Genomic DNA, 17,829 nt, shown 5'->3' with positions numbered 1-17,829 from the left:
CGGGGGGGGGGTCCTTTTGTGCCCCCGCGGGTGGCTGTCGGGGGGGGGGGGGGGGGGGGGGGGGGGGGTGCGGGGGGGGGGCGGCCCCCCCCCCGGCGGGGGGGGGGCCCCCCCCCCGAGCCGGCTGGGGCGGCCGGGCCTGTCATACGGCACAGAAATATATCTGTAAGACACTATTGACATCTTATTAATACTCCGCGATCTTCTTGGCATGCCAGAAGGCGCGCCCGTGGTCCGCGCGACACCGGGCGGTCCGCTCCGGCACCACCCGCGCCACCAGCTAAGGAGCAGTAGTGAGCTCGTTGCCCAGGGTCGGCTTCGTAGGAGCTGGCGTCATGGGACTGCCGATGGCCCGGCGCCTCCAGGCCGCCGGCCACCCGCTCATAGTCCATGCCCGCACCCCGGCAAATGTGACGGAACTGCAGGAGGCCGGAGCCGATCTCGCCGAGAGTCCGGCCCAGCTCGCAGCCGACAGCGACGTGATCGTCGGGTGCCTCCTGGACGAAAGAGCAGCGCGCGAGGTCTATCTGGGCCCTCACGGCATCATCCACGCCGTCCGCGGCGGCCACCTGCTCGTCGAGCACGCGACGATCGCCCCGCGCGTGGCCCGCGAGCTCGGTGAACGCACCGCCGCCCGGGGCGCGGGCTTCATCGACGCCCCGGTTACCGGAGGCCCCCTGCGTGCGGCCTCAGGCGAGCTGACCTGTATGGCAGGCGGAGAGAGTGAGCACATCGAGGCCGCCAAGAGCCTCCTGGCACACTACTGCCGCGATGTCGTACACGTCGGTCCCGTCGGCCGCGGGCTGGAGCTCAAGCTCGTCAACCAGCTGCTGGTCACCGTCCACGTTGCCGCAGCTGCCGAAGCCGCTGCCGTGATCGAACGCCTAAAGCTGCCCCCGGACCTCGCCAAGTACGTCCTGATGTCCGGCTGGGCTGCCAGTGCGATGCTGGATTACTGCCTGCCCGCAGCACTGAGGCCCAGCGCGGCGCCCTCCGGGGCCACCATCGGCGGTCTGTCCACAGTCCAGGAGACCGTCGCCGAACTCACCTCGGCCCACGACCTGGCCCTGCAGGTCTTCCCCGCAGCGCGTGAAGCCTTCGCCCGGCTGACAGCCGCCGGGGCCGGCGCCCACGACATCGCACAGCTCGCCCGCATCTACGACCGCGGGCCCGTCGCACCTACATCATCCTCACCGGCGGAGACACACTGATGTCGCAGAACGACACCAAACAAGGCAACGGCGACGTCTTCTCCTCGCCCGACCGCGACGGCTTCATCCACCGCGCATTCATGCGCGGAGCCGGGCACAGCACCGCAGCGATCCGACGGCGGCCGGTTATCGGCATCTGTAACTCCTACAGCGAACTCAACCCCTGCAACTCCGGACTGCGCGACCTCGCCCAGTCCGTCAAGCAGGGCGTCATCGCCGCCGGTGGCTTCCCGCTGGAGTTTCCGACCATCTCCCTGGCCGAGCCGTTCATCCGGCCCAGCACCCTCTACCTGCGCAACCTCATGGCCATCGACGTCGAGGAGATGATCGCCGCCTCTCCCATCGACGGCGTAGTGCTGCTCGGCGGATGCGACAAGACTGTCCCCGCCCAGCTCATGGGAGCCATCAGCGCAGGCAAACCCGCCGTACTCGTCACCGCCGGTCCCCGCGCCACCGGCCGTCTCAACGGCGAGCCCCTCACCATCGACGACCTGTGGACCCTCTCCGACCGCCGCCGCGCCGGCGAACTCGACGATGAGGAATGGCAGGCCATCGAGAGCAGCATCGTGCCCGGCATCGGGACCTGCAACGTCCTGGGCACCGCCGTCACCATGGCCATGATCGCCGAAACCCTCGGCATGTCCCTGCCCGGATCCAGCCTGCTGCCCGCCACCAGCGGCGCCCGGGCCGCCCTCGCCGAGGACACCGGACGACGTGCCGTGGAACTGGCCCGCAGCGGACAGGTACCCACCGACTTCGTCACTCCGGCAGCGCTGGAGAACGCCTTCCGCATGCTGGGCGCCGTCAGCGGCTCCACCAACGCCGTCATCCACCTGGAAGCCATGGCCGGCCGGATCGGCCACCGCCTCGGCCTGCACACCATGGCTGAGCTGAGCCAGTCCACCCCAGTCCTGGCCCAGGTCCGTCCCTCCGGACCCCACCTGCTGGAGGACCTCGAGGACGCAGGCGGCCTGCCCGCCGTCCTGAAGGAACTGCAGCCCCTGCTGAACACCGACGCCCTCGCCGGCACGGGCCAGACATGGGCGCAGGTCCTCGACACGGTGACACCCAAGGAGCACCCCGCGCTGGCCTCCGCCGCCGACCCCGTCTTCGCCGCCGGAGGCCTGGCGATGCTCCAAGGCAGCCTGGCCCCGGCCGGAGCAGTCCTCAAGCGCTCTGCAGCCGACCCCCGGCTGTGGCAGCACCGCGGACCCGCCGTTGTCTTCGACGGAGTCGCCGATCTCAACGCCCGCATCGACGACCCGGCCCTGGGCATCACCAAAGACTCCGTCCTCGTCCTGCGCGGCGCCGGCCCCGTGGGCGGACCGGGCATGCCGGAAGTGGGACAGCTGCCCCTCCCCAAGGCCTTGCTCCACCAGGGCGTCACCGACATGGTGCGGATCTCCGACGCCCGCATGAGCGGCACTGCCACCGGAACCGTCGTGTTGCACGTCGCCCCCGAATCAGCCGAAGGCGGCCCCCTCGCCCTCGTCAGGGACGGCGACCCCATCGTCCTCGACGCCGTCAAGGGCCGCCTCGACCTCGACGTCGACGCCGACGAGCTCAGCCGCCGCACCCCCGCGGCCGCGGCCCCCACCCCGCGGCGCGGCTACGCCGCCCTCTACCGCCGCCACATCACCCAGGCACCCGAGGGCTGCGACTTCGATTTCCTGACCGCCACGGGAGAGCCGTCCGTGGCCCGCCGACCCAACGACCACTGATCAGAGGAGAAGAGCCGTGAAGATCGTCAGTTTCGGGCCTCCCCGCAGCGAGCAGCCCGGCGTCCTGCTGGACGACGAGCAGAACATCCTGCCCCTGGCCCCGGTCCTGGCGCGGGCGGGCCTGCCCACGCTGGACACCAACGCCATTCTCGCCTTCCTCCCCTTCCTCCAGCCGATCATCGAGGAAGCGTCGAAGGACCCCAAGTACACGGTCGCGCTCAATTCGGTGCGCCTGGGCCCGCCCGTACCGCAGCCCGAAAAGATCATCGTGGCCGGCGGCAACTACCAGTCCCACGTCGACGAGGCCTCCGGAAAGAAGAACGCCCCCTCGCCCTCCGAGCCCCTGCTGATCTTCAAGCCGTCGAACACGGTCATCGGCCCCAAGGACGCCCTCGTGCGCCCCGCGGAGACTGAACAACTCGACTACGAGACGGAGATCGCGGTCGTCATCGGGCGCGGCGGACACCGCATCGCCCGCGAGGACGCCTATGACCACGTCGCCGGATACATGATCGGCAACGACGTCACCGCACGCGACATGGCCTTCAAGGACATCGAGCTAAGCCCGCTGTACTCCCAGATCACCCGTGCCAAGGGCATCCCCACCGGTGCCCCCTTCGGCCCCTGGCTGGTCACCAAGGACGAGATCCCCGACCCCCACAACCTGCACCTGCGCTGCTGGGTCAACGGCGAACTCCGCCAGGACGGCTGGAGCTCCGAGATGATCGTCGACATCCCCGGCCTCATCTCCGACTTCAGCAAGGTGCTGGAGCTCTCGCCCGGCGACATCATCTACACCGGCACCACCACCGGCTGCGGCGCCTTCCAGACCCCCCCGACCTTCCTCTTCGCGGGTGACGTGGTCCGCATGGAGATCACCGGTCTGGGCGTCATGGAGACCCCGATCGCCGACGCGACCGGAGCGGGGCAGTGATCGATACCCAACTCCTGATCGTCGGAGGCGGCCCGGTCGGCCTCAGCGCCGCGCTGCTCGCCTCCCAGCACGGCATCCCGTGCATCCTGGTGGAGAAATTCCCCCAGCCCTTCGCCCACCCCAAAGCCCGGGGCGTCCGCGACCGCGGCATGGAACTGTTCCGCTTCTTCGGCCTGGAGAAGGAAATCCGTGCCGAGGCCACCCACAGTCCCCGGCACGGCTTCGTCTACTGCGACTCGCTCAGCGGCGAGGAGTTCGGCCGCACCCCGCCCGGCCAGGAAGACACCACCCTGGGACCGGCCGGCACCTGCCGCATCCCGCAGGACTCCCTGGAGCGCATCCTGCGCGAGCGAGTAGCGGCCGCCCCCGGCGTCCAAGCCCACTTCGGCACCACAGTCCACCGCCTCACCCAGGAAGGCAACCAGGTCCGCGCCCTCATCGAGCCCACCGCCGGCGGTGAGCAGAGTCTGATCACCGCGCAGTACGTCATCGCCTGTGACGGAGCGGCCAGCCCCATCCGTGCCGCGCTCGACATCGAGATGGAAGGAGAGACCGTCGGCTACTGGCAGAGCGTCTACTGGCACGGCGACATCTCCGACGTCATCGGCGAGCGCACCGCCATCCAGTTCCTCACGGCCGCCGAGGACGGCGGATTCGTCACCGTTGCACCGGTGGACGGCCACACCCGCTGGCTCACCTTCCGGATGCGCGGCAAGGACAGCGGTCACCCTGGCCTGCTCACCGAGAACCAGGCCCAGGGCCTGATCGAAGCAGCCGTCGGCCGACCCTGCAGCGTCGAGATCATGAACGCCGCCACCTACTCCGTCGAGTCCCGTGTGGCCTCCCGCTACCGTGCCGACTCCATCTTCCTCGCCGGTGACGCGGCCCACGTCTTCCCGCCCACCGGCGGCTTCGGCCTCAACACCGGCGTCCAGGACGTGCACAACCTCATCTGGAAGCTCGACCTCGTCCTCAAAGGCCTGGCCTCCAAGGAACTGCTGAACACCTACGAGAGCGAACGCCGCCCCGTGGCCCAGTCCAACGCCCAGTGGAGCAAGGAGAACGCCGAGCGCTTCGACGCCGTCTGGGAACCCATCATCACCAAGGCCCCGGCCGGCGACCCCATCGACCACCAGCGCGCTCACCTCGCCGCCCTTGAGCGTGACCTCGCCTTCCGCTACACCGAAGGAGCACTGGCCGGGGGACCGGAGCCCGACGCGGAGGCGAACCCGTTCGCCGTCGCCGTCGGCAGACGCGCACCGCACCTGTGGCTGCGCTCCGCAGGAGAGCGTTCCCTCATCGACCTCCTCGACGGCCACTTCACCCTCCTGTACGGGCCGCAGGGACACCACTGGCACGAAGCCGCCGCGAACATCAGCACACACCTGCACCTGCCTCTGCACACCCACGAGGTGCCCAGCGCCGCATGCGATGTGGACCCCGAGGAGTTCGACCGGCTCTACGGCTTGCCGGCTGGCGGAGCGATCCTCGTACGGCCGGACGGCCACGTGGCCTGGATGCACGGCGACGCACAGCCGGGCGATCACAGCACACTCCTCACGGAAGCCCTGCGCCGGACACTGGTCGGGGACCGGCCGTGACCACCGCCGCGGGCGACCACTACGCGCTGAACCTTTCGCTGCCCCCCTTGCGGGGGCAGCCCCTGGCTCCGCGCATACTCGCCGCCGCGTCCGCCGGGTTCTCGCTGGTCGAGACCTGGTGGCCGTTCTCCACCGGGCGCCCCGCCCGGCCGCAGACCGAAGAACTGCGCACGGCGCTGACCAGCGCCGGCACACAGCTGGTCTGCATGAACATCGACGCGGGCGACTACGCGTCGGGCGAGCGGGGCATCCTCAGCGATCCCGGTCGGCAACAGGCCTGCCGGTCGAGCATCGTGACAGCGGTGGAGTTCGCCTCCGAGGTCGGCTGCCGTCTGATCAACCTCCCCTACGGCAACCGCCTGCCGCACCTACGGGAAGAGGAACAGCACCAGACAGCCCTCGACAACCTGCTCTTCGCCGCCAAGCACGCCGACAGCCACGGCATCTCCGTGCTGGTGGAAGCCCTGAACTCGCTGGACAACCCGGGGTATCTGCTGACCGACCTCGACGTGGCGGCCGACATCGTGTTCCGGACACGGCAGGCAGGATGCCTCAACACCGGACTGCTTCTGGACGTCTACCACGTGGCCCGGATGGGACAGGACCCCGTTGAGGCCATAAGGCGGCATGCACAGTCGCTGCGTCATGTGCAGTTCGCCGACGCCCCGGGCCGGACCTGCCCGGGAACAGGAGACCTGGACTTCGCCCGCATCGTTGCGGCGCTGCGCGACGTCGAGTACGGCGGCCTGATAGGCCTGGAGTTCAACTCCCGCCCCGGGCACCGTCACACCCCCGTGGACGCGCGCTCCTTCGCTGCACGCCACCCGCTGGCGGGTGACACCGTCGGCTGACACGGCCGCCCTTCATACATGCGCATCGGGCCCGGGTCGGCGGTGCCCGATGCACACTTCTCCTGCCCAGAGCATTTAGGGGGTGTTCTCATGAACGCCCCACTGCCGGGCCAGATCGGCTGCCTCCTGCAGGCCACCGGCGAATGCCTCCCCGTGCCCCGGCAGCAGCACCATGCCTTGAGGCAGTGCCGATACGGTCCAGGGAAGCGGTGGCGGCACTGCAGTCGTGCGTGAATCCGCGGCAGACAAGTCCCGGGCCAACATGACCGGGCATCGCGCGTGACCAAGGCATCGCCACTGAACAACACCTGCAGGCCGGGGAAATAGAAGCCGCTGCTGCCCGGTCTGTGGCCGGGCAGGACAAGCGCCTGCGGCCGCCCCGGAACGGCGTCCAGGCGCTGGCCTTCGGTGAACGTGTGCACGCGTGTCACGGTCCGGGCCCCGAACGCGCCCTGGCGGACCATCGTCACGAAGGCCCCGATCGCTGCCGGGCGTCGGAGAAGATAGGGCAGGGAGGAACGCTCAGCCGCGGCGTTGCGCATCGCGCTGTGCGGGCCGCCGGCGAGGGTGGCCTTCTCCCGCTCATGGGCCCAGATCGCCACCCCGGCTTCCTGGAGATGGGCGAGGACACCGGTGTGGTCCGGGTGTGACCTGGCTGAACTGGTTCGCTTCGCACTGGCCGACCCTCTCGCCAGCCACCCGAAGTCTGTCCGTGGCCGCGGCCGAGCGCCCCGAACTCCAGAGCATTCCGTCCCTGCGCGACTACCTGGTCCAGCATCTGCTGGAAACCGACGACACCGAATCCTGGCAGTATGCGGACGCCCTGTGGAACTACTCAACCACGGACCAGCAAGCCAGCATGCTGACCTACGCTCACGACCGCTGCCCAGACTTGGCTCGCTGCGCCAACGGGGCAGATGCGGACCTTCTGGCCACCGGGCTTGTCAAAGCCGACGAACACGCAGACGACGTACTCACTCTGATCAAGGAAGCTCCAGAGTTCGACAAGGCAGTCATGCGCTACCTCGACAACCGACTGGAGCAGGCTGCCTGGACGCCTCTGCTTGCCACTGCGGCGATCGCGGAAGTCAGCGACCCAGCCACCCTCTGGGCTCACGTCCTGCCGTTCATGACCGAAGACCAAAGCAACGTCACCCGGGCAGCTTCGTACATCGGGGGAGTGTCCAATAGACGGCGGATCCGATGATCAAGGAGACGTCTGATGAGCGAGACCATCGTGGGCACCGAGGCGTCGAGGCGCCAGTCGTCGAGTCGGCTGCGGAGGCGGTGTCGGACGAGCAGTTGGTCGCGATGCTGGTCGACCGTGCCCGCAATGACGGGCTGCAGCTGACCGGCGCGCTCATCGAGCACCACCAGGAGTCGGTGCCCGAGGACATCGCCGCGCGCCTTACTGAGGTTTTCGTTAGTTCTGTGGGTGTAGGGCGCTTGGGGGGGTGAGTATCTTGGCGTGCCTTCCGAGTCTCAGTCCGTTGTTTCCGAAGTCTCCGCTCCGCCGCTGACGCGACCGCAGTTGGCCGAGGCCCGACGCATGCGGGCGGTGGAGTTGTTCGAGCAGGGACGCCCCCATGCGCAGATCGCGGGAATGCTGGGGGTCTGTCCCGAGAGCGTGCGGCGGTGGAAGCGCCAGTGGGAACAGGGCGGGGCCCCGGCGCTGTGGCGGTCTCCGGCCACGGGGCGGCCGCCCAAGCTTGATGACGCCCAGGTCGAGCAGGTGCGGGCCGCGTTGGAGCAGGGTGCCCAGGCGCACGGGTTCGAGGCCGATTTATGGACCTTGGAGCGGGTCGGGCTGGTGGTGGAGCGGGTGAGTGGGGTGAAGCTGGCACGGGCGTCGGTGTGGCGGCTGCTGACCGGGCGGCTGGGGTGGAGTCTGCAGCGTCCCCAGCGCCGGGCGGTCGAGCGGGACGAGTCCGAGATCGCCCGGTGGATCGCCCATGAGTGGCCCCGCATCAAAAGGGGGCGGTGAAGAAACGTGCCTGGATCGTGTTCTTCGACGAGTCGGGTGTGTCGCTGCTGCCCCGGGTGCGCCGGACCTACGCGCCCCGTGGCCGGACCCCGACGTTGCGGCACCGGCTGAACTGGAAACGCGCCTCGATGGCCGCCGCTCTGGGATATCACGCCGCGGACGCCGACCGTGGTCCGCGGCTGTGTTTCCACCTCAAGCCGGGCAGCTACGACACCATGGCGTTGATCGAAGTGCTGCGGCAGGTCAAAGCGTTCTATGCGGGTGAGCCGGTGGTGCTGGTGTGGGACGGGCTGTCGGCGCACTGGAGCCGGGACATGCGAGCCCGGGTGGCCGGACAGGACTGGCTGACGCTGGAACGGCTGCCCGCCTACGCGCCCGAACTCAACCCGGTGGAACTGCTGTGGTCGGCGATCAAAACACGCGAGCTGGCCAACCTCACCGGCGACCACCTCGCCGACGTCGCCGATGCCACCGAACGCGCCATCCACCGGGTCTGCTCCGACAAACATCTCCCATGGTCCTTCCTCACCCACACGGGACTGACAATTCATAACCACTCACCACAGAACCAACGAAAACCTCAGTAGGGCTTTTCGGCAACGCGGCGAGGTGCGGTGCCAGGCCGCGCGACCCGGGCGGGCATAGTGCAAGGACCCCTTACACCGGTCTTGCGCGAAGCCGAGCCGCAGCTCGCCACGGCGCTCGGCCGTGCTCTGCGTCCCCTTCCTGCAACGGCACGGAAGCTGCGCAGGGCCATGAGCGGTGGTCACAGCAGCACTCACGCAGACGGGCGCGGAACATTCCTTACAAGGAGGCCGCCGACCTCTGATGTGTTGGCTGCCCATGGCATGGCCGCAGAGAGTGTCAGCCGTGAGTAGTCCAACAGCTCGCGGCTGTCGCCGACGCTGGCCCCTGGGGAAGGGCGGCGGCAGCCGCTGGCTCACAATGCTGACGCGGCGTCGGAGAAGTCCGATGGGCCGGCGTCAGCGTTCGTTCGGGCGACGAGGCCGTTTCGTTCGGATCATCTGATCGTTGGTCCGGTTGTGCCGTTGACTAATGCGCAGTGGGTGCGGATCGAGCCGTTGCTTCCGGATCGGACGCCGAAGCGGGGTGGTCGCTGGCGGGATCACCGTGAGGTGATCGACGCGATCGCCTGGAAGTTCCAGACCGGGAGCCAGTGGGTGCGCCTGCCGGAGAAGTTCGGCAACTGGCGGGGCGTCTACAACCGGTTGCGGATGTGAGCCGTTGACGGCACCTGGGAGCGGGTGTTCACTGCCCTGGTGGCCCAGTCCGCCGCGGACGAGGACCCGGACTGGGCCGTCTCGGTGGACTCCACGATCGTACGCGCTCACCAGCACGTGGCCGGGGCCCGCAAAAAGGGGCCCCGGACTGCGAGCCGGACGACCACGCCATCGGCCGCAGCCGCGGCGGATCGTCCACGAGGATCCACCTCGCGGCCGACGGCCGGTGCCGGCCACTGGCGTTCGTCCTCACCGCCGGGCAGGCCGGCGATGCACCCGTCTTCACGGACGTGATGGACCGCCTGCGCGTTCCCCGCCGCCGTGGACGACCCCGCACCAGGCCGGACATGGTATTGGCCGACAAGGCGTACTCCTCCCGCGAGATCCGAAACCACCTACGCAGGCGCGGTATCCGCGCGGTGATCCCGGAACGGGCCGACCAGCGGGCCAACCGGATGCGCCGCGGACGGGCCGGTGGCAGACCGCCTGCCTTCGACCGGGAGGCGTACAAGCAGCGCAACACCGTCGAGCGGTGCATCAACCGCTTGAAGCAGTGGCGCGGCATTGCCACCCGCTACGAGAAGACCGCGACCATCTACCTGGCCGGACTCCACGTCGCAGGTGTCTTCCTCTGGTCCGCACGCTGATCCGAACGCCGCCCAGTTCACGCCTCGTCGTCCGCCGACCGTGTCAGGTACGCGTGGTTGTCCTCGATGAGGTGGTTCAGCGCGGCCCTGGGGCGGCGAGGCCGTCGATGGCCTCGGACAGCCGGACAGGGGTGGCGAGGAACCAGCAGTGACGATGCCGTCCGGCCGGAAGATCGTCCGAAGCCTAGCCGGCCTCTCAGCTATGGTGTCCGCTTGAGGACCCTCATCCCGCTGCAATTGGCCGTCGCCCACGGGCACGGGAATGATCTCCCGGTCGAAGTGCCCGGCAGCCTGAGCACGCAAGGCGCGGTGGTGGCTGAGCAGAGCGAAGGGGTCGGACTGTGCCTGGGTGATGCCGTTGAGCCGGGCAACCTCTTCCGCCGTTTCCCCATGGACAGGGCGGTCTTGACGGTGTGGGGGTCATCCGCGTCCCGCACGGCGCGATCGGCCTCAGTGAACCGCGGGTTGACGTACCGCCAACCCAGAGCGGTGTCGTGTATCTGTGTGGGCTTCGACCAGGGTGTGCCGGGCTTCTCGATGACCCAGGGAGCGCGGGTCATCGATTCGACACCGTCGGCCACGATCATGTCACCCGGTCCGCTGCGCACGGCCTGGAACGCACTGGCCACTGCCGTGAGTCCGGACGCGCACAGGCGGTTGACGGTATAACCGGGCACCGTGTGGGGCAGGCCGGCCAGCAGCACGGCCATCCGCGCCACGTCGCGGTTGTCCTCGCCCGCCTGGTTGGCAGCGCCGAGGATCACCTCGTCGATCGCCTCGTCGGGCACGCCAGAGCGGTGAACCGCCTCCGCGACGACCAGCGCGGCGACATCGTCGGGACGGACCTTGGCCAGTCCGCCCTTGCGGCGGCCCTGTGGCGTGCGTGCCCCGTCAACGAGGTAGACCTCTTCACTAACGGTCAGCCGTCACGTGGCGGCGGGACTGCAGGATCGAGAACCGGCCGGTGACAAATGCTGGGTCGGTGAGGGCCGCCGTCGCCGCGGGGTTGGCTGCCGTTCCGTGGAAGTCACTGAAGGCGGCTGACTGGTTGACGAACACGGGCCCGGCCAGATTCTCGGACAGATGGACTCCGGCATCGAGGGCGGTGAGGCGGGCACCGCTGAGGACGTCCTCGTTCGTTGAGTGGACGGTCGCCGTCAGGGCGCCGTGCTCGCGCACCGTCGAGCCCAGGACCTCCAGGCTGTGCTCGGTGGAGTCGGTGCTGATCACAAACGTAACCGGGCCGAACCACTCCTGCGAGTAGGCGGCACGGTCGGCGTGCGCGTCCAGGAGACCGATCAGCGGAGTGCGGACCACCGCGTTCTCGTAGTCCGGGTGCGTCAGTGCGCGTGAGGGCAGGATGACCTGGCCCACGGTGGCCGCTTCCTCCAGGCGCGTGAGGATGCCGTCACTGACGATGCCTCCCAGCGTGCCGCAGGCACGCTGGGCGTCCGACAGCAGGCCGTCGACGGCCGCGGCGAGATCGGCTGCGAGCTCAGCCGGGGTCTTCGTTCCCTGGTCCGTGGCGATGCCGCCGGCAGGCACCAGCAGGTTCTGCGGAGTGGTACACATCTGCCCGCTGTACAGGGACAGGGATACGGAGAGGTTGCGCAGCAGTCCCTTGTAGTCGTCGGTGGAGTCCAGCACCACCGAGTTGATGCCGGCCTTCTCCGTGTACACGTGGGCCTGGCGGGCGTTGTCTTCCAGCCAGGTGCCGAACTCGGTGGAGCCGGTGAAGTCCACGAGGCGGACGTCGGGGTGGGTGGCCAGTGCGGGCGCTGTCCGCTCGGTCCTGGAAGAGGCGGCCAGGATCACCACGTCGGGGTTGAAGCCGGCATCCGCGAGCACCTCGCGGGCGATGCGCACGGTGACGGCGAGGGGCAGCACGGCCCGCCGGTGCGGCTTGATCACCACGGGGTTGCCGGTGGCGAGGCTGGCGAACAGTCCCGGATAGCCGTTCCACGTAGGGAAGGTGTTGCAGCCGATGAGCACCCCGACGCCGCGGCCCACCGGCGTGAAGGTCTTCTCCATGGTGATGGGGTCGCCCTTGCGCTGGGGCTTGGTCCAACGGGCTGTCGTGGGGTGGCGGCGCTGCTCGGCCCAGGCGTAGGCGACGGCCTCCAGGGCGCGGTCCTGCGCGTGGGGCCCGCCGGCCTGGAAGGCCATGAGGAAGGGCTGTCCGGTGGTGTGCTGGACGGCGTGCGCGATCTCGAAGCTGGCGGCGTTGAGCCTGAGCAGGATCTCCGCAGCCACGCCGGCGCGGGTGTCGGGGCTCGCCTCGCGCCATGCGGTGCCCGCCGCCTTGGCAGCCTGGATGGCCTCCTCGGGCGAGACGTGCGGGTAGTGCAGGCCGAGGGGGAAGCCGTACGGCGATACTTCACCACTGACGACGGTGCCGCTGCCGGGGTGACCGGGCAGCGTGAAGTCGTTGTTGAGCAGGGCCTTGAAGGCGTTCTCCCCGTCCTCGGCCTGGGTCCCATAGGAGGGGTCCTTGGGAGCCTCGGGGAAGGGGGTCCAGTAGTCGCGTTCCGTCACGGCGACAGCGGCGCGCTCCAGAAGGGCGCGGTGCATGTCGAAGAACTCGTGTGCGGCGGGAGTCGACTCTGTCATGGGGTTACTCCTTGAGATCGTGCTGGTCGTTCGGCGCAGCCGGCTTAGAAGTCGGCCAGAAGTGTCGTCGGGTTCTCCACGCGGTCGGCCACGTAGCGCAGGAAACCGCCCGCTGCACCGCCGTCGCACACTCGGTGGTCGAAGCTGAGAGAGATCTGGACGATCTTGCGCACTGCCAGAGCGCCGTCCACCACCCACGGCTTGTCGATCATGCGGCCGAAGCCGATGATGGCTGCCTCCGGGTGGTTGATGATCGCCGACGAGCCGTCGACTCCGAAGACACCGTAGTTGTTGAGGGTGAAGGTCCCGCCGGTAAGGCGGTCCGGCGGCAGGCTTCCCGAACGTGCCAGGCCGGTGAGACGCTTGAACTCGGCCGCCAGCTCCACCGTGGTCATCAGGTGGGCGTCCCGGACGACAGGTACGACGAGGCCGCGGTCGGTCTGGGCGGCAAAGCCCAGATGGACATGAGGGAACTGAAGGATTTCGCCGGCTTGCGTGTCGACGGTCGAGTTCAGTTCGGGGTAGCGCTGCAGACCTGCCACACAGATGCGGGCGAGGAGGGCCAAGAGGCCGATGCCCCCGTCGGGGCGGGCTGTCTGGAGAGCAGCCTTCGCCTCGAGCAGCCCGGTGGCGTCCGCATCGACCCACGTGGTGGCGTCGGGGATCTCACGGCGGCTGCGGGAGAGCTTGTCGGCAACGGCCCGGCGCAGTCCGCGCAGTGGGATGCGCGTGATCTCGGGCGCTCCCGCGCGGGCGGGTGCCGGCGTCATCGCGGCTGCGGCGGCCGGCTGCTGGACGGGTGTGGCTTGGGCGATGGCCTGCTCCACATCCCGCCGCTGGATCACACCGAACGAGCCGGTTGGCGTGAGGGCCGTGAGCTCGATGTCGTTGTCGCGCGCCAGTTTGCGCACCAGCGGAGAGATGACCAGGAGAGCATGTCCGGGCACGGCGCTCTTGCTCGCCTCGCTGGCCTGCGTGGGCGCCGGCACGCTCTGGTCCGGGGCTGCCGGGGCTGCCGGGGCCGCCTGTGCGCTGTTGGCGGCGGCGCGCTTGCGACGGCGTCGCGACGGCGGGGCGTACCCCGTGCCGTAGCCGATCAGGACGTTGCCCGAGCCGGCCTGCTCCTCCTCGCGGTATCGCTCCGCTGCGGCTGCCTTGGCGGCTTCCTTCGGGTTGGCGGGTTGCGGGACCTGCTCGACGGTGCTTGAGGCCGCGCTGCCGATGGCGATGAGAGGCGTGCCCACGGCGACCGCTTCTCCCACCTCTGCGAACAGCTTCGCGACCGTTCCCGCGAAGGGGACTGGTACTTCGACCGCGGCTTTGGCGGTCTCGACCTCGACGACGACCTGGTCGATGGTGACGGTGTCGCCGACGGCGACCTTCCACTCGACGATCTCTGCCTCGGTCAGGCCCTCACCGAGGTCGGGCAGGAGGAACAGCTGGTCGGTGGTGGTACCGGTCGTCGTCACGATCCCTCCCGTGCGAGGTGGTAGGTGTCGGGCTGGCCGTCGAGCTGCAGCCGGTCGACGGCGTCCAGGACGCGGTCGACGCCGGGGAGGTGGGCGTGCTCCAGCTTCGGCGGGGGATAGGGAATGTCGAATCCTGTGACGCGCAGCACCGGGGCATCCAGGGAGTGGAAGCACCGCTCCTGAACGCGTGCGGCGATCTCGGCGGCGACGCCGGCGAAGCCCTGTGCCTCTTGCAGAACGATGCAGCGGCCGGTCTTGCGCACCGACTCCGCGACCGTCTTGTCGTCGAAGGGCACCACGGTACGGAGGTCTACGACTTCGAGGCTGATGCCTTCCTCGGCAGCCGCCTCCGCGGCCTTCAGGGCGACAGGGACGCAGGGGCCGTAGGCCACCAGCGTGCCGTCCCGGCCCTCTCGGCGGACGACGGCCCGCCCGAACGGGGCGGCCTGACGGGTGACGACGTCGGTGTCTTCCTTCGACCAGTACAGCCGCTTGGGCTCCATGAAGATCACGGGGTCGGGGTCGTTGATGGCGTCCCGCAGCAGCCAGTAGGCGTCTTCGGCCGTCGCCGGGGTGACGACCTTGAGGCCGGGGGTGTGGGCGTAGTAGGCCTCGCTGGAGTCGCAGTGGTGTTCCACGCCGCCGATGCCGCCGGCGAACGGGATACGGATCACCATGGGCAGGGCGAGTCGGCCGCGGGTGCGGTTGCGCAGCTTGGCCACGTGCGAGGCGATCTGCTCGAACGCCGGGTAGGCGAAGGAGTCGAACTGCATTTCCACCACGGGGCGGAATCCGCCCATCGCCATACCCACCGCGAGACCGACGATGCCGGCTTCGGCCAGCGGTGTGTCGAAACAGCGCTCCTCGCCGAATTCCTCGGTCAGTCCGTCGGTGATGCGGAACACGCCTCCCAGCGCGCCGACGTCCTCGCCGAAGACCAGGACCTGCTCGTCGGCACGCAACGCGTCCCGCAAGGCTCCGTTGAGCGCCTGTGCCATCGTCATCGAGGCCATGGATCAGTCCTCCTGGGGGTCGAGCTCGGTGGCCAGCAGGGCGCGTTGTTCGAGCAGTTGCGGGGTGGGCTCGGCGAAGACGTGGTCGAACAGCTCCATCGGGTCGGCCTCGACGTCGGCGTTCATCCCGTCCCGGACGCGAGCCGCGAAGGCCTCGGCCTCCTGCTTGGCCGTCTCGATGTCCTCGTCGGTCAGCAGCTCCCGGCCCAGCAGATAGGTCTCCAGCCGGGTCAGCGGGTCCGCGTTCTCCCACTCATCGACCTCCTCGCGCTCCCGGTAGCGGGTGGCGTCGTCGGCGTTGGTGTGCGACTCCATGCGGTAGGTGTGTGCCTCGACGAGGAAGGGCCCCTTGCCGGATCGGGCGTGTTCGATCGCCGTCTGCAGGACGGACAGGACGGCGACTAGGTCGTTGCCGTCGACCTGCTCGGACGCCACGCCGTAGCCGACGCCCTTGTAGGCGAGCGAAGGCGCGGCGGTCTGCCGGGACAGTGGTACGGAGATCGCGTACTGGTTGTTCTGGATGAAGAACACCACGGGCGCCTTGAACACGGCGGCGTAGTTGAGCGCCTCGTGGAAGTCGCCCTCACTCGTCCCGCCGTCGCCGATGAAGGCCATGACGACGCCGTCTTCGCCCTTGCGGCGGAAGGCTTCGGCCATGCCGGCGGCGTGGATGGTCTGCGTGGCCAGGGGAGTGCACTGGGGGGCCACTCGCGTCGCGGCCGGGTCGTAGCCGCAGTGCCAGCCGCCGCGCAGCAGCGTCAGCACTTCCATCGGGTCGATGTCGCGGGTGACCAGGGCCACGGAGTCGCGGTAGGTGGGAAACAACCAGTCCTGATCCTGCAGGGCCAGGGCACCGGCGATCTGGCAGGCTTCCTGGCCGCGGCTGGACGGGTACACCGCGAGCCGCCCCTGCTTGGTGAGGGCTGTGGCCTGGGTGTCGAACCGGCGGCCGATGACCATGCGGCGGTGCGCTTCCCGCAGCAGCTCGTCCGAGGGCTCGGTGTAACCCGACGGGGGCTTCACGGGCTTGCCGTCAGGCGCGACGAAGCGCACCGGAGAGAGGGAGGGAAGGAGGCTGTCGACCGCGTGGCGGAGCGCCTTGACGGACATCCTGCACCGCTTTCTTTTGACACTTGACACGCGAATCGTGGCCTCGTTCGATATATATGTTCAAGATATCTGACTGAAGGGGAGAGAGATTGCCGATCTCTCCGGGTATGGAGGGCAAAGTGTCGAACCCAGAGGGCCCTGGGGGTCTCGAGACCGGACGTTCTGCCGTCGCTCTCGACGAAATCGACCGCGCGATCATCGCCGCGCTACTGCGCGACGGCCGGATGTCCATCCGCGCCCTTGCCGATCACGTGCACATCTCGCGCGCCAACGCCTACGCGCGCATCGGACGGCTGACCGACGACGGCATCATCTCGGGGTTCACCGCCCAGCTGAATCCGCAGAGACTGGGCCTTGGCACCACGGCCTACGTGTCGGTCACCATCGAGCAGAACGCCTGGCGGTCGGTTGCCGTCAAGCTGAAGGAGATCCCGCACGTTGAGCACTTCGCCCTGGTAGGAGGCGACTACGACGTCCTGGTACTCGTGCGGGCTCCCGACAACACCGCGCTGCGGCGCGTGGTTCTGGAGTCGATCCAGGACATCCCAGGAGTCCGTGCCACCCGCACCTGGCTCGTCTTCGAAGAAGCACGAGGACTTGGTACACAGTGGGAAGCGTCGGACTCCTGAGACGAGGGCCCTAGCGGATTGTCGCGGCTAACTTTTGGGATAGAGGTGGCGCAGTTTGATGCGTGCGTCGTGGGTGGTGAACTGCCAGTTCACCTGACGTCGGTCGGTGTTGGTGGCGTTCTGCCAGGCCGAGAGTTCGGTGTTGAGGATGTCGAGGTCGCTGATCCGGCGGTCGAGGCATTGCCGGGTCAGTGCGGAGAGTTCGATCTCGGCGATGTTGAGCCATGACCCGTGCTTGGGCGTGTGGTGGATCTCGAGGCGCTGGGCCAGGGCGAACGCCTCTTGTGGTTCGAATGCCTCGTACAGTGAGGCGATGGTGTGGGTGTTGAGGTTGTCCATCACCAGCACCACGGCCTCGGCGTCGGGATAGTCCACGTTCAGTAACCGCTTGACCTGGCCGGCCCAGTCGATCCGGGTCCGCTGGGACAGTGCCTGAACGCGACGCCATCCGCATAAGGGTTCGACCCATACGAAGATGGAGCTCGTGCCGCGGCGGATGTACTCGCTGTCCTGGCGGGCGTCGCGGCTGGGGCGGACCGGGAGCGGGTCGTGGGCATAGTCGAGGAGCTGGTAGGGCTTCTCGTCCATGCACACCACCGGACGTGCCGGGTCGTAGGGGCGGGCGTAGACAGCCGGCACGTCTTCCATCCGGGCTGCGAACTGCGCGTTCGCCCGGGGTGGGATGGTCCAGCACTTTCTCGGGTGAGGACGCAGTTCCGTTTTTTAGGACCCTCCCGATGGTGGAGTGGTCCAGATCGGGGATGTCCTCGGCCAGCGCCCGAACCTCTTCGCCCATTGGTGGTTCGGT

15 protein-coding genes and 3 pseudogenes are annotated in these 17,829 nt (G+C 68.7%); 11 read left to right on the top strand and 7 right to left on the bottom strand.

Annotated features, from left to right (window positions below):
* The first annotated feature begins 293 nt into the window (after nucleotides 1-293).
* From ACFXB5_RS23875 to ACFXB5_RS23855, 5 genes are read left to right on the top strand one after another with little or no spacing between them, the layout of a single operon-like run.
* Nucleotides 294-1,211 carry an NAD(P)-dependent oxidoreductase gene (locus ACFXB5_RS23875; protein WP_385211266.1) on the top strand — a complete coding sequence of 306 codons (918 nt, stop codon included), beginning with the start codon at nucleotides 294-296 and terminating at the stop codon, nucleotides 1,209-1,211.
* A complete protein-coding gene (locus ACFXB5_RS23870) occupies nucleotides 1,211-2,932 on the top strand; it encodes a dihydroxy-acid dehydratase (protein ID WP_385211264.1) in 1,722 nt (573 codons plus the stop codon). Before ACFXB5_RS23875 ends, ACFXB5_RS23870 begins: the two co-directional genes overlap by 1 nt.
* 16 nt (nucleotides 2,933-2,948) lie before the next feature.
* On the top strand, nucleotides 2,949-3,866 hold the full coding sequence (locus tag ACFXB5_RS23865; RefSeq protein WP_385211262.1) for a fumarylacetoacetate hydrolase family protein: 918 nt from the start codon (nucleotides 2,949-2,951) through the stop codon (nucleotides 3,864-3,866).
* Entirely contained in the window at nucleotides 3,863-5,467 is a 1,605-nt protein-coding gene (locus ACFXB5_RS23860) for an FAD-dependent monooxygenase (RefSeq protein ID WP_385211260.1), read from the top strand. Before ACFXB5_RS23865 ends, ACFXB5_RS23860 begins: the two co-directional genes overlap by 4 nt.
* On the top strand, nucleotides 5,464-6,318 hold the full coding sequence (locus ACFXB5_RS23855) for a hydroxypyruvate isomerase family protein (RefSeq protein WP_385211257.1): 855 nt from the start codon (nucleotides 5,464-5,466) through the stop codon (nucleotides 6,316-6,318). The genes ACFXB5_RS23860 and ACFXB5_RS23855 overlap by 4 nt, the downstream gene beginning before the upstream one ends.
* A gap of 326 nt (nucleotides 6,319-6,644) precedes the next feature.
* On the opposite strand, the pseudogene ACFXB5_RS23850 reads toward ACFXB5_RS23855, so the two are convergent.
* Nucleotides 6,645-6,920: pseudogene (locus tag ACFXB5_RS23850) on the bottom strand (MBL fold metallo-hydrolase); the annotation flags it as partial.
* A 44-nt stretch (nucleotides 6,921-6,964) separates the two neighbouring features.
* Between ACFXB5_RS23850 and ACFXB5_RS23845 the strand changes: the two are divergent.
* The 5 genes and pseudogenes from ACFXB5_RS23845 (at nucleotide 6,965) to ACFXB5_RS23825 (ending at nucleotide 10,190) form a co-directional block, all read left to right on the top strand.
* The gene (locus tag ACFXB5_RS23845; protein ID WP_385211254.1) at nucleotides 6,965-7,525 is read left to right on the top strand and encodes a hypothetical protein; all 561 of its coding nucleotides are present in this window, start codon (nucleotides 6,965-6,967) and stop codon (nucleotides 7,523-7,525) included.
* Nucleotides 7,522-7,776 (top strand): hypothetical protein, encoded by a 255-nt coding sequence (locus tag ACFXB5_RS23840; protein ID WP_385211252.1) that lies wholly within the window; start codon nucleotides 7,522-7,524, stop codon nucleotides 7,774-7,776. The genes ACFXB5_RS23845 and ACFXB5_RS23840 overlap by 4 nt, the downstream gene beginning before the upstream one ends.
* A 10-nt stretch (nucleotides 7,777-7,786) precedes the next feature.
* The gene (locus ACFXB5_RS23835) at nucleotides 7,787-8,302 is read left to right on the top strand and encodes a winged helix-turn-helix domain-containing protein (protein WP_385211249.1); all 516 of its coding nucleotides are present in this window, start codon (nucleotides 7,787-7,789) and stop codon (nucleotides 8,300-8,302) included.
* The gene (locus ACFXB5_RS23830) at nucleotides 8,299-8,889 is read left to right on the top strand and encodes a transposase (RefSeq protein ID WP_385211246.1); all 591 of its coding nucleotides are present in this window, start codon (nucleotides 8,299-8,301) and stop codon (nucleotides 8,887-8,889) included. Before ACFXB5_RS23835 ends, ACFXB5_RS23830 begins: the two co-directional genes overlap by 4 nt.
* Before the next feature lie 441 nt (nucleotides 8,890-9,330).
* A pseudogene (locus ACFXB5_RS23825) lies at nucleotides 9,331-10,190 on the top strand (IS5 family transposase).
* Between the two features lie 123 nt (nucleotides 10,191-10,313).
* Here ACFXB5_RS23825 and ACFXB5_RS23820 read toward each other — a convergent pair.
* The 5 genes and pseudogenes from ACFXB5_RS23820 to pdhA form a co-directional block, all read right to left on the bottom strand.
* Nucleotides 10,314-11,113 (bottom strand): annotated as a pseudogene (locus ACFXB5_RS23820) (thiolase family protein); the annotation flags it as partial.
* On the bottom strand, nucleotides 11,103-12,800 hold the full coding sequence (gene paaN / locus ACFXB5_RS23815) for a phenylacetic acid degradation protein PaaN (protein ID WP_385211243.1): 1,698 nt from the start codon (nucleotides 12,798-12,800) through the stop codon (nucleotides 11,103-11,105). The gene paaN and the pseudogene ACFXB5_RS23820, both read right to left, overlap by 11 nt.
* A gap of 44 nt (nucleotides 12,801-12,844) precedes the next feature.
* Nucleotides 12,845-14,269 carry a dihydrolipoamide acetyltransferase family protein gene (locus ACFXB5_RS23810; protein WP_385211240.1) on the bottom strand — a complete coding sequence of 475 codons (1,425 nt, stop codon included), beginning with the start codon at nucleotides 14,267-14,269 and terminating at the stop codon, nucleotides 12,845-12,847.
* Nucleotides 14,266-15,282 (bottom strand): alpha-ketoacid dehydrogenase subunit beta, encoded by a 1,017-nt coding sequence (locus ACFXB5_RS23805; protein ID WP_385211237.1) that lies wholly within the window; start codon nucleotides 15,280-15,282, stop codon nucleotides 14,266-14,268. The genes ACFXB5_RS23810 and ACFXB5_RS23805 overlap by 4 nt, the downstream gene beginning before the upstream one ends.
* Nucleotides 15,283-15,285: 3 nt before the next feature.
* Nucleotides 15,286-16,392: a pyruvate dehydrogenase (acetyl-transferring) E1 component subunit alpha gene (gene pdhA, locus ACFXB5_RS23800; RefSeq protein ID WP_385211234.1), complete on the bottom strand. Its 1,107-nt coding sequence runs from the start codon at nucleotides 16,390-16,392 to the stop codon at nucleotides 15,286-15,288.
* A gap of 107 nt (nucleotides 16,393-16,499) precedes the next feature.
* Between pdhA and ACFXB5_RS23795 the strand changes: the two genes are divergently transcribed.
* On the top strand, nucleotides 16,500-17,021 hold the full coding sequence (locus ACFXB5_RS23795; RefSeq protein WP_385211231.1) for an Lrp/AsnC family transcriptional regulator: 522 nt from the start codon (nucleotides 16,500-16,502) through the stop codon (nucleotides 17,019-17,021).
* A gap of 27 nt (nucleotides 17,022-17,048) precedes the next feature.
* Here the strand turns inward: ACFXB5_RS23795 and ACFXB5_RS23790 are convergent, their stop codons facing one another.
* A complete protein-coding gene (locus ACFXB5_RS23790; RefSeq protein WP_385211277.1) occupies nucleotides 17,049-17,735 on the bottom strand; it encodes an IS630 family transposase in 687 nt (228 codons plus the stop codon).
* Between the last annotated feature and the right edge of the window lie 94 nt (nucleotides 17,736-17,829).

The organism is Streptomyces sp. NPDC059455 (assembly GCF_042750115.1).
GTDB lineage: Bacteria > Actinomycetota > Actinomycetes > Streptomycetales > Streptomycetaceae > Streptomyces > Streptomyces endocoffeicus.
Note: the sequence above shows the minus strand (reverse complement) of the source record. Positions and strands in the feature narration are given on the sequence as shown.

What these genes read in the sequence shown, in the direction of transcription:
- ACFXB5_RS23840 (WP_385211252.1), top strand. Translation starts at nt 7,522, where the DNA reads ATGATCAAGGAGACGTCTGATGAGCGAGACCATCGTGGGCACCGAGGC.
- ACFXB5_RS23870 (WP_385211264.1), top strand. Translation starts at nt 1,211, where the DNA reads ATGTCGCAGAACGACACCAAACAAGGCAACGGCGACGTCTTCTCCTCG.
- ACFXB5_RS23795 (WP_385211231.1), top strand. Translation starts at nt 16,500, where the DNA reads ATGGAGGGCAAAGTGTCGAACCCAGAGGGCCCTGGGGGTCTCGAGACC.
- ACFXB5_RS23805 (WP_385211237.1), bottom strand. Translation starts at nt 15,282, where the DNA reads ATGGCCTCGATGACGATGGCACAGGCGCTCAACGGAGCCTTGCGGGAC.
- pdhA (WP_385211234.1), bottom strand. Translation starts at nt 16,392, where the DNA reads ATGTCCGTCAAGGCGCTCCGCCACGCGGTCGACAGCCTCCTTCCCTCC.
- paaN (WP_385211243.1), bottom strand. Translation starts at nt 12,800, where the DNA reads ATGACAGAGTCGACTCCCGCCGCACACGAGTTCTTCGACATGCACCGC.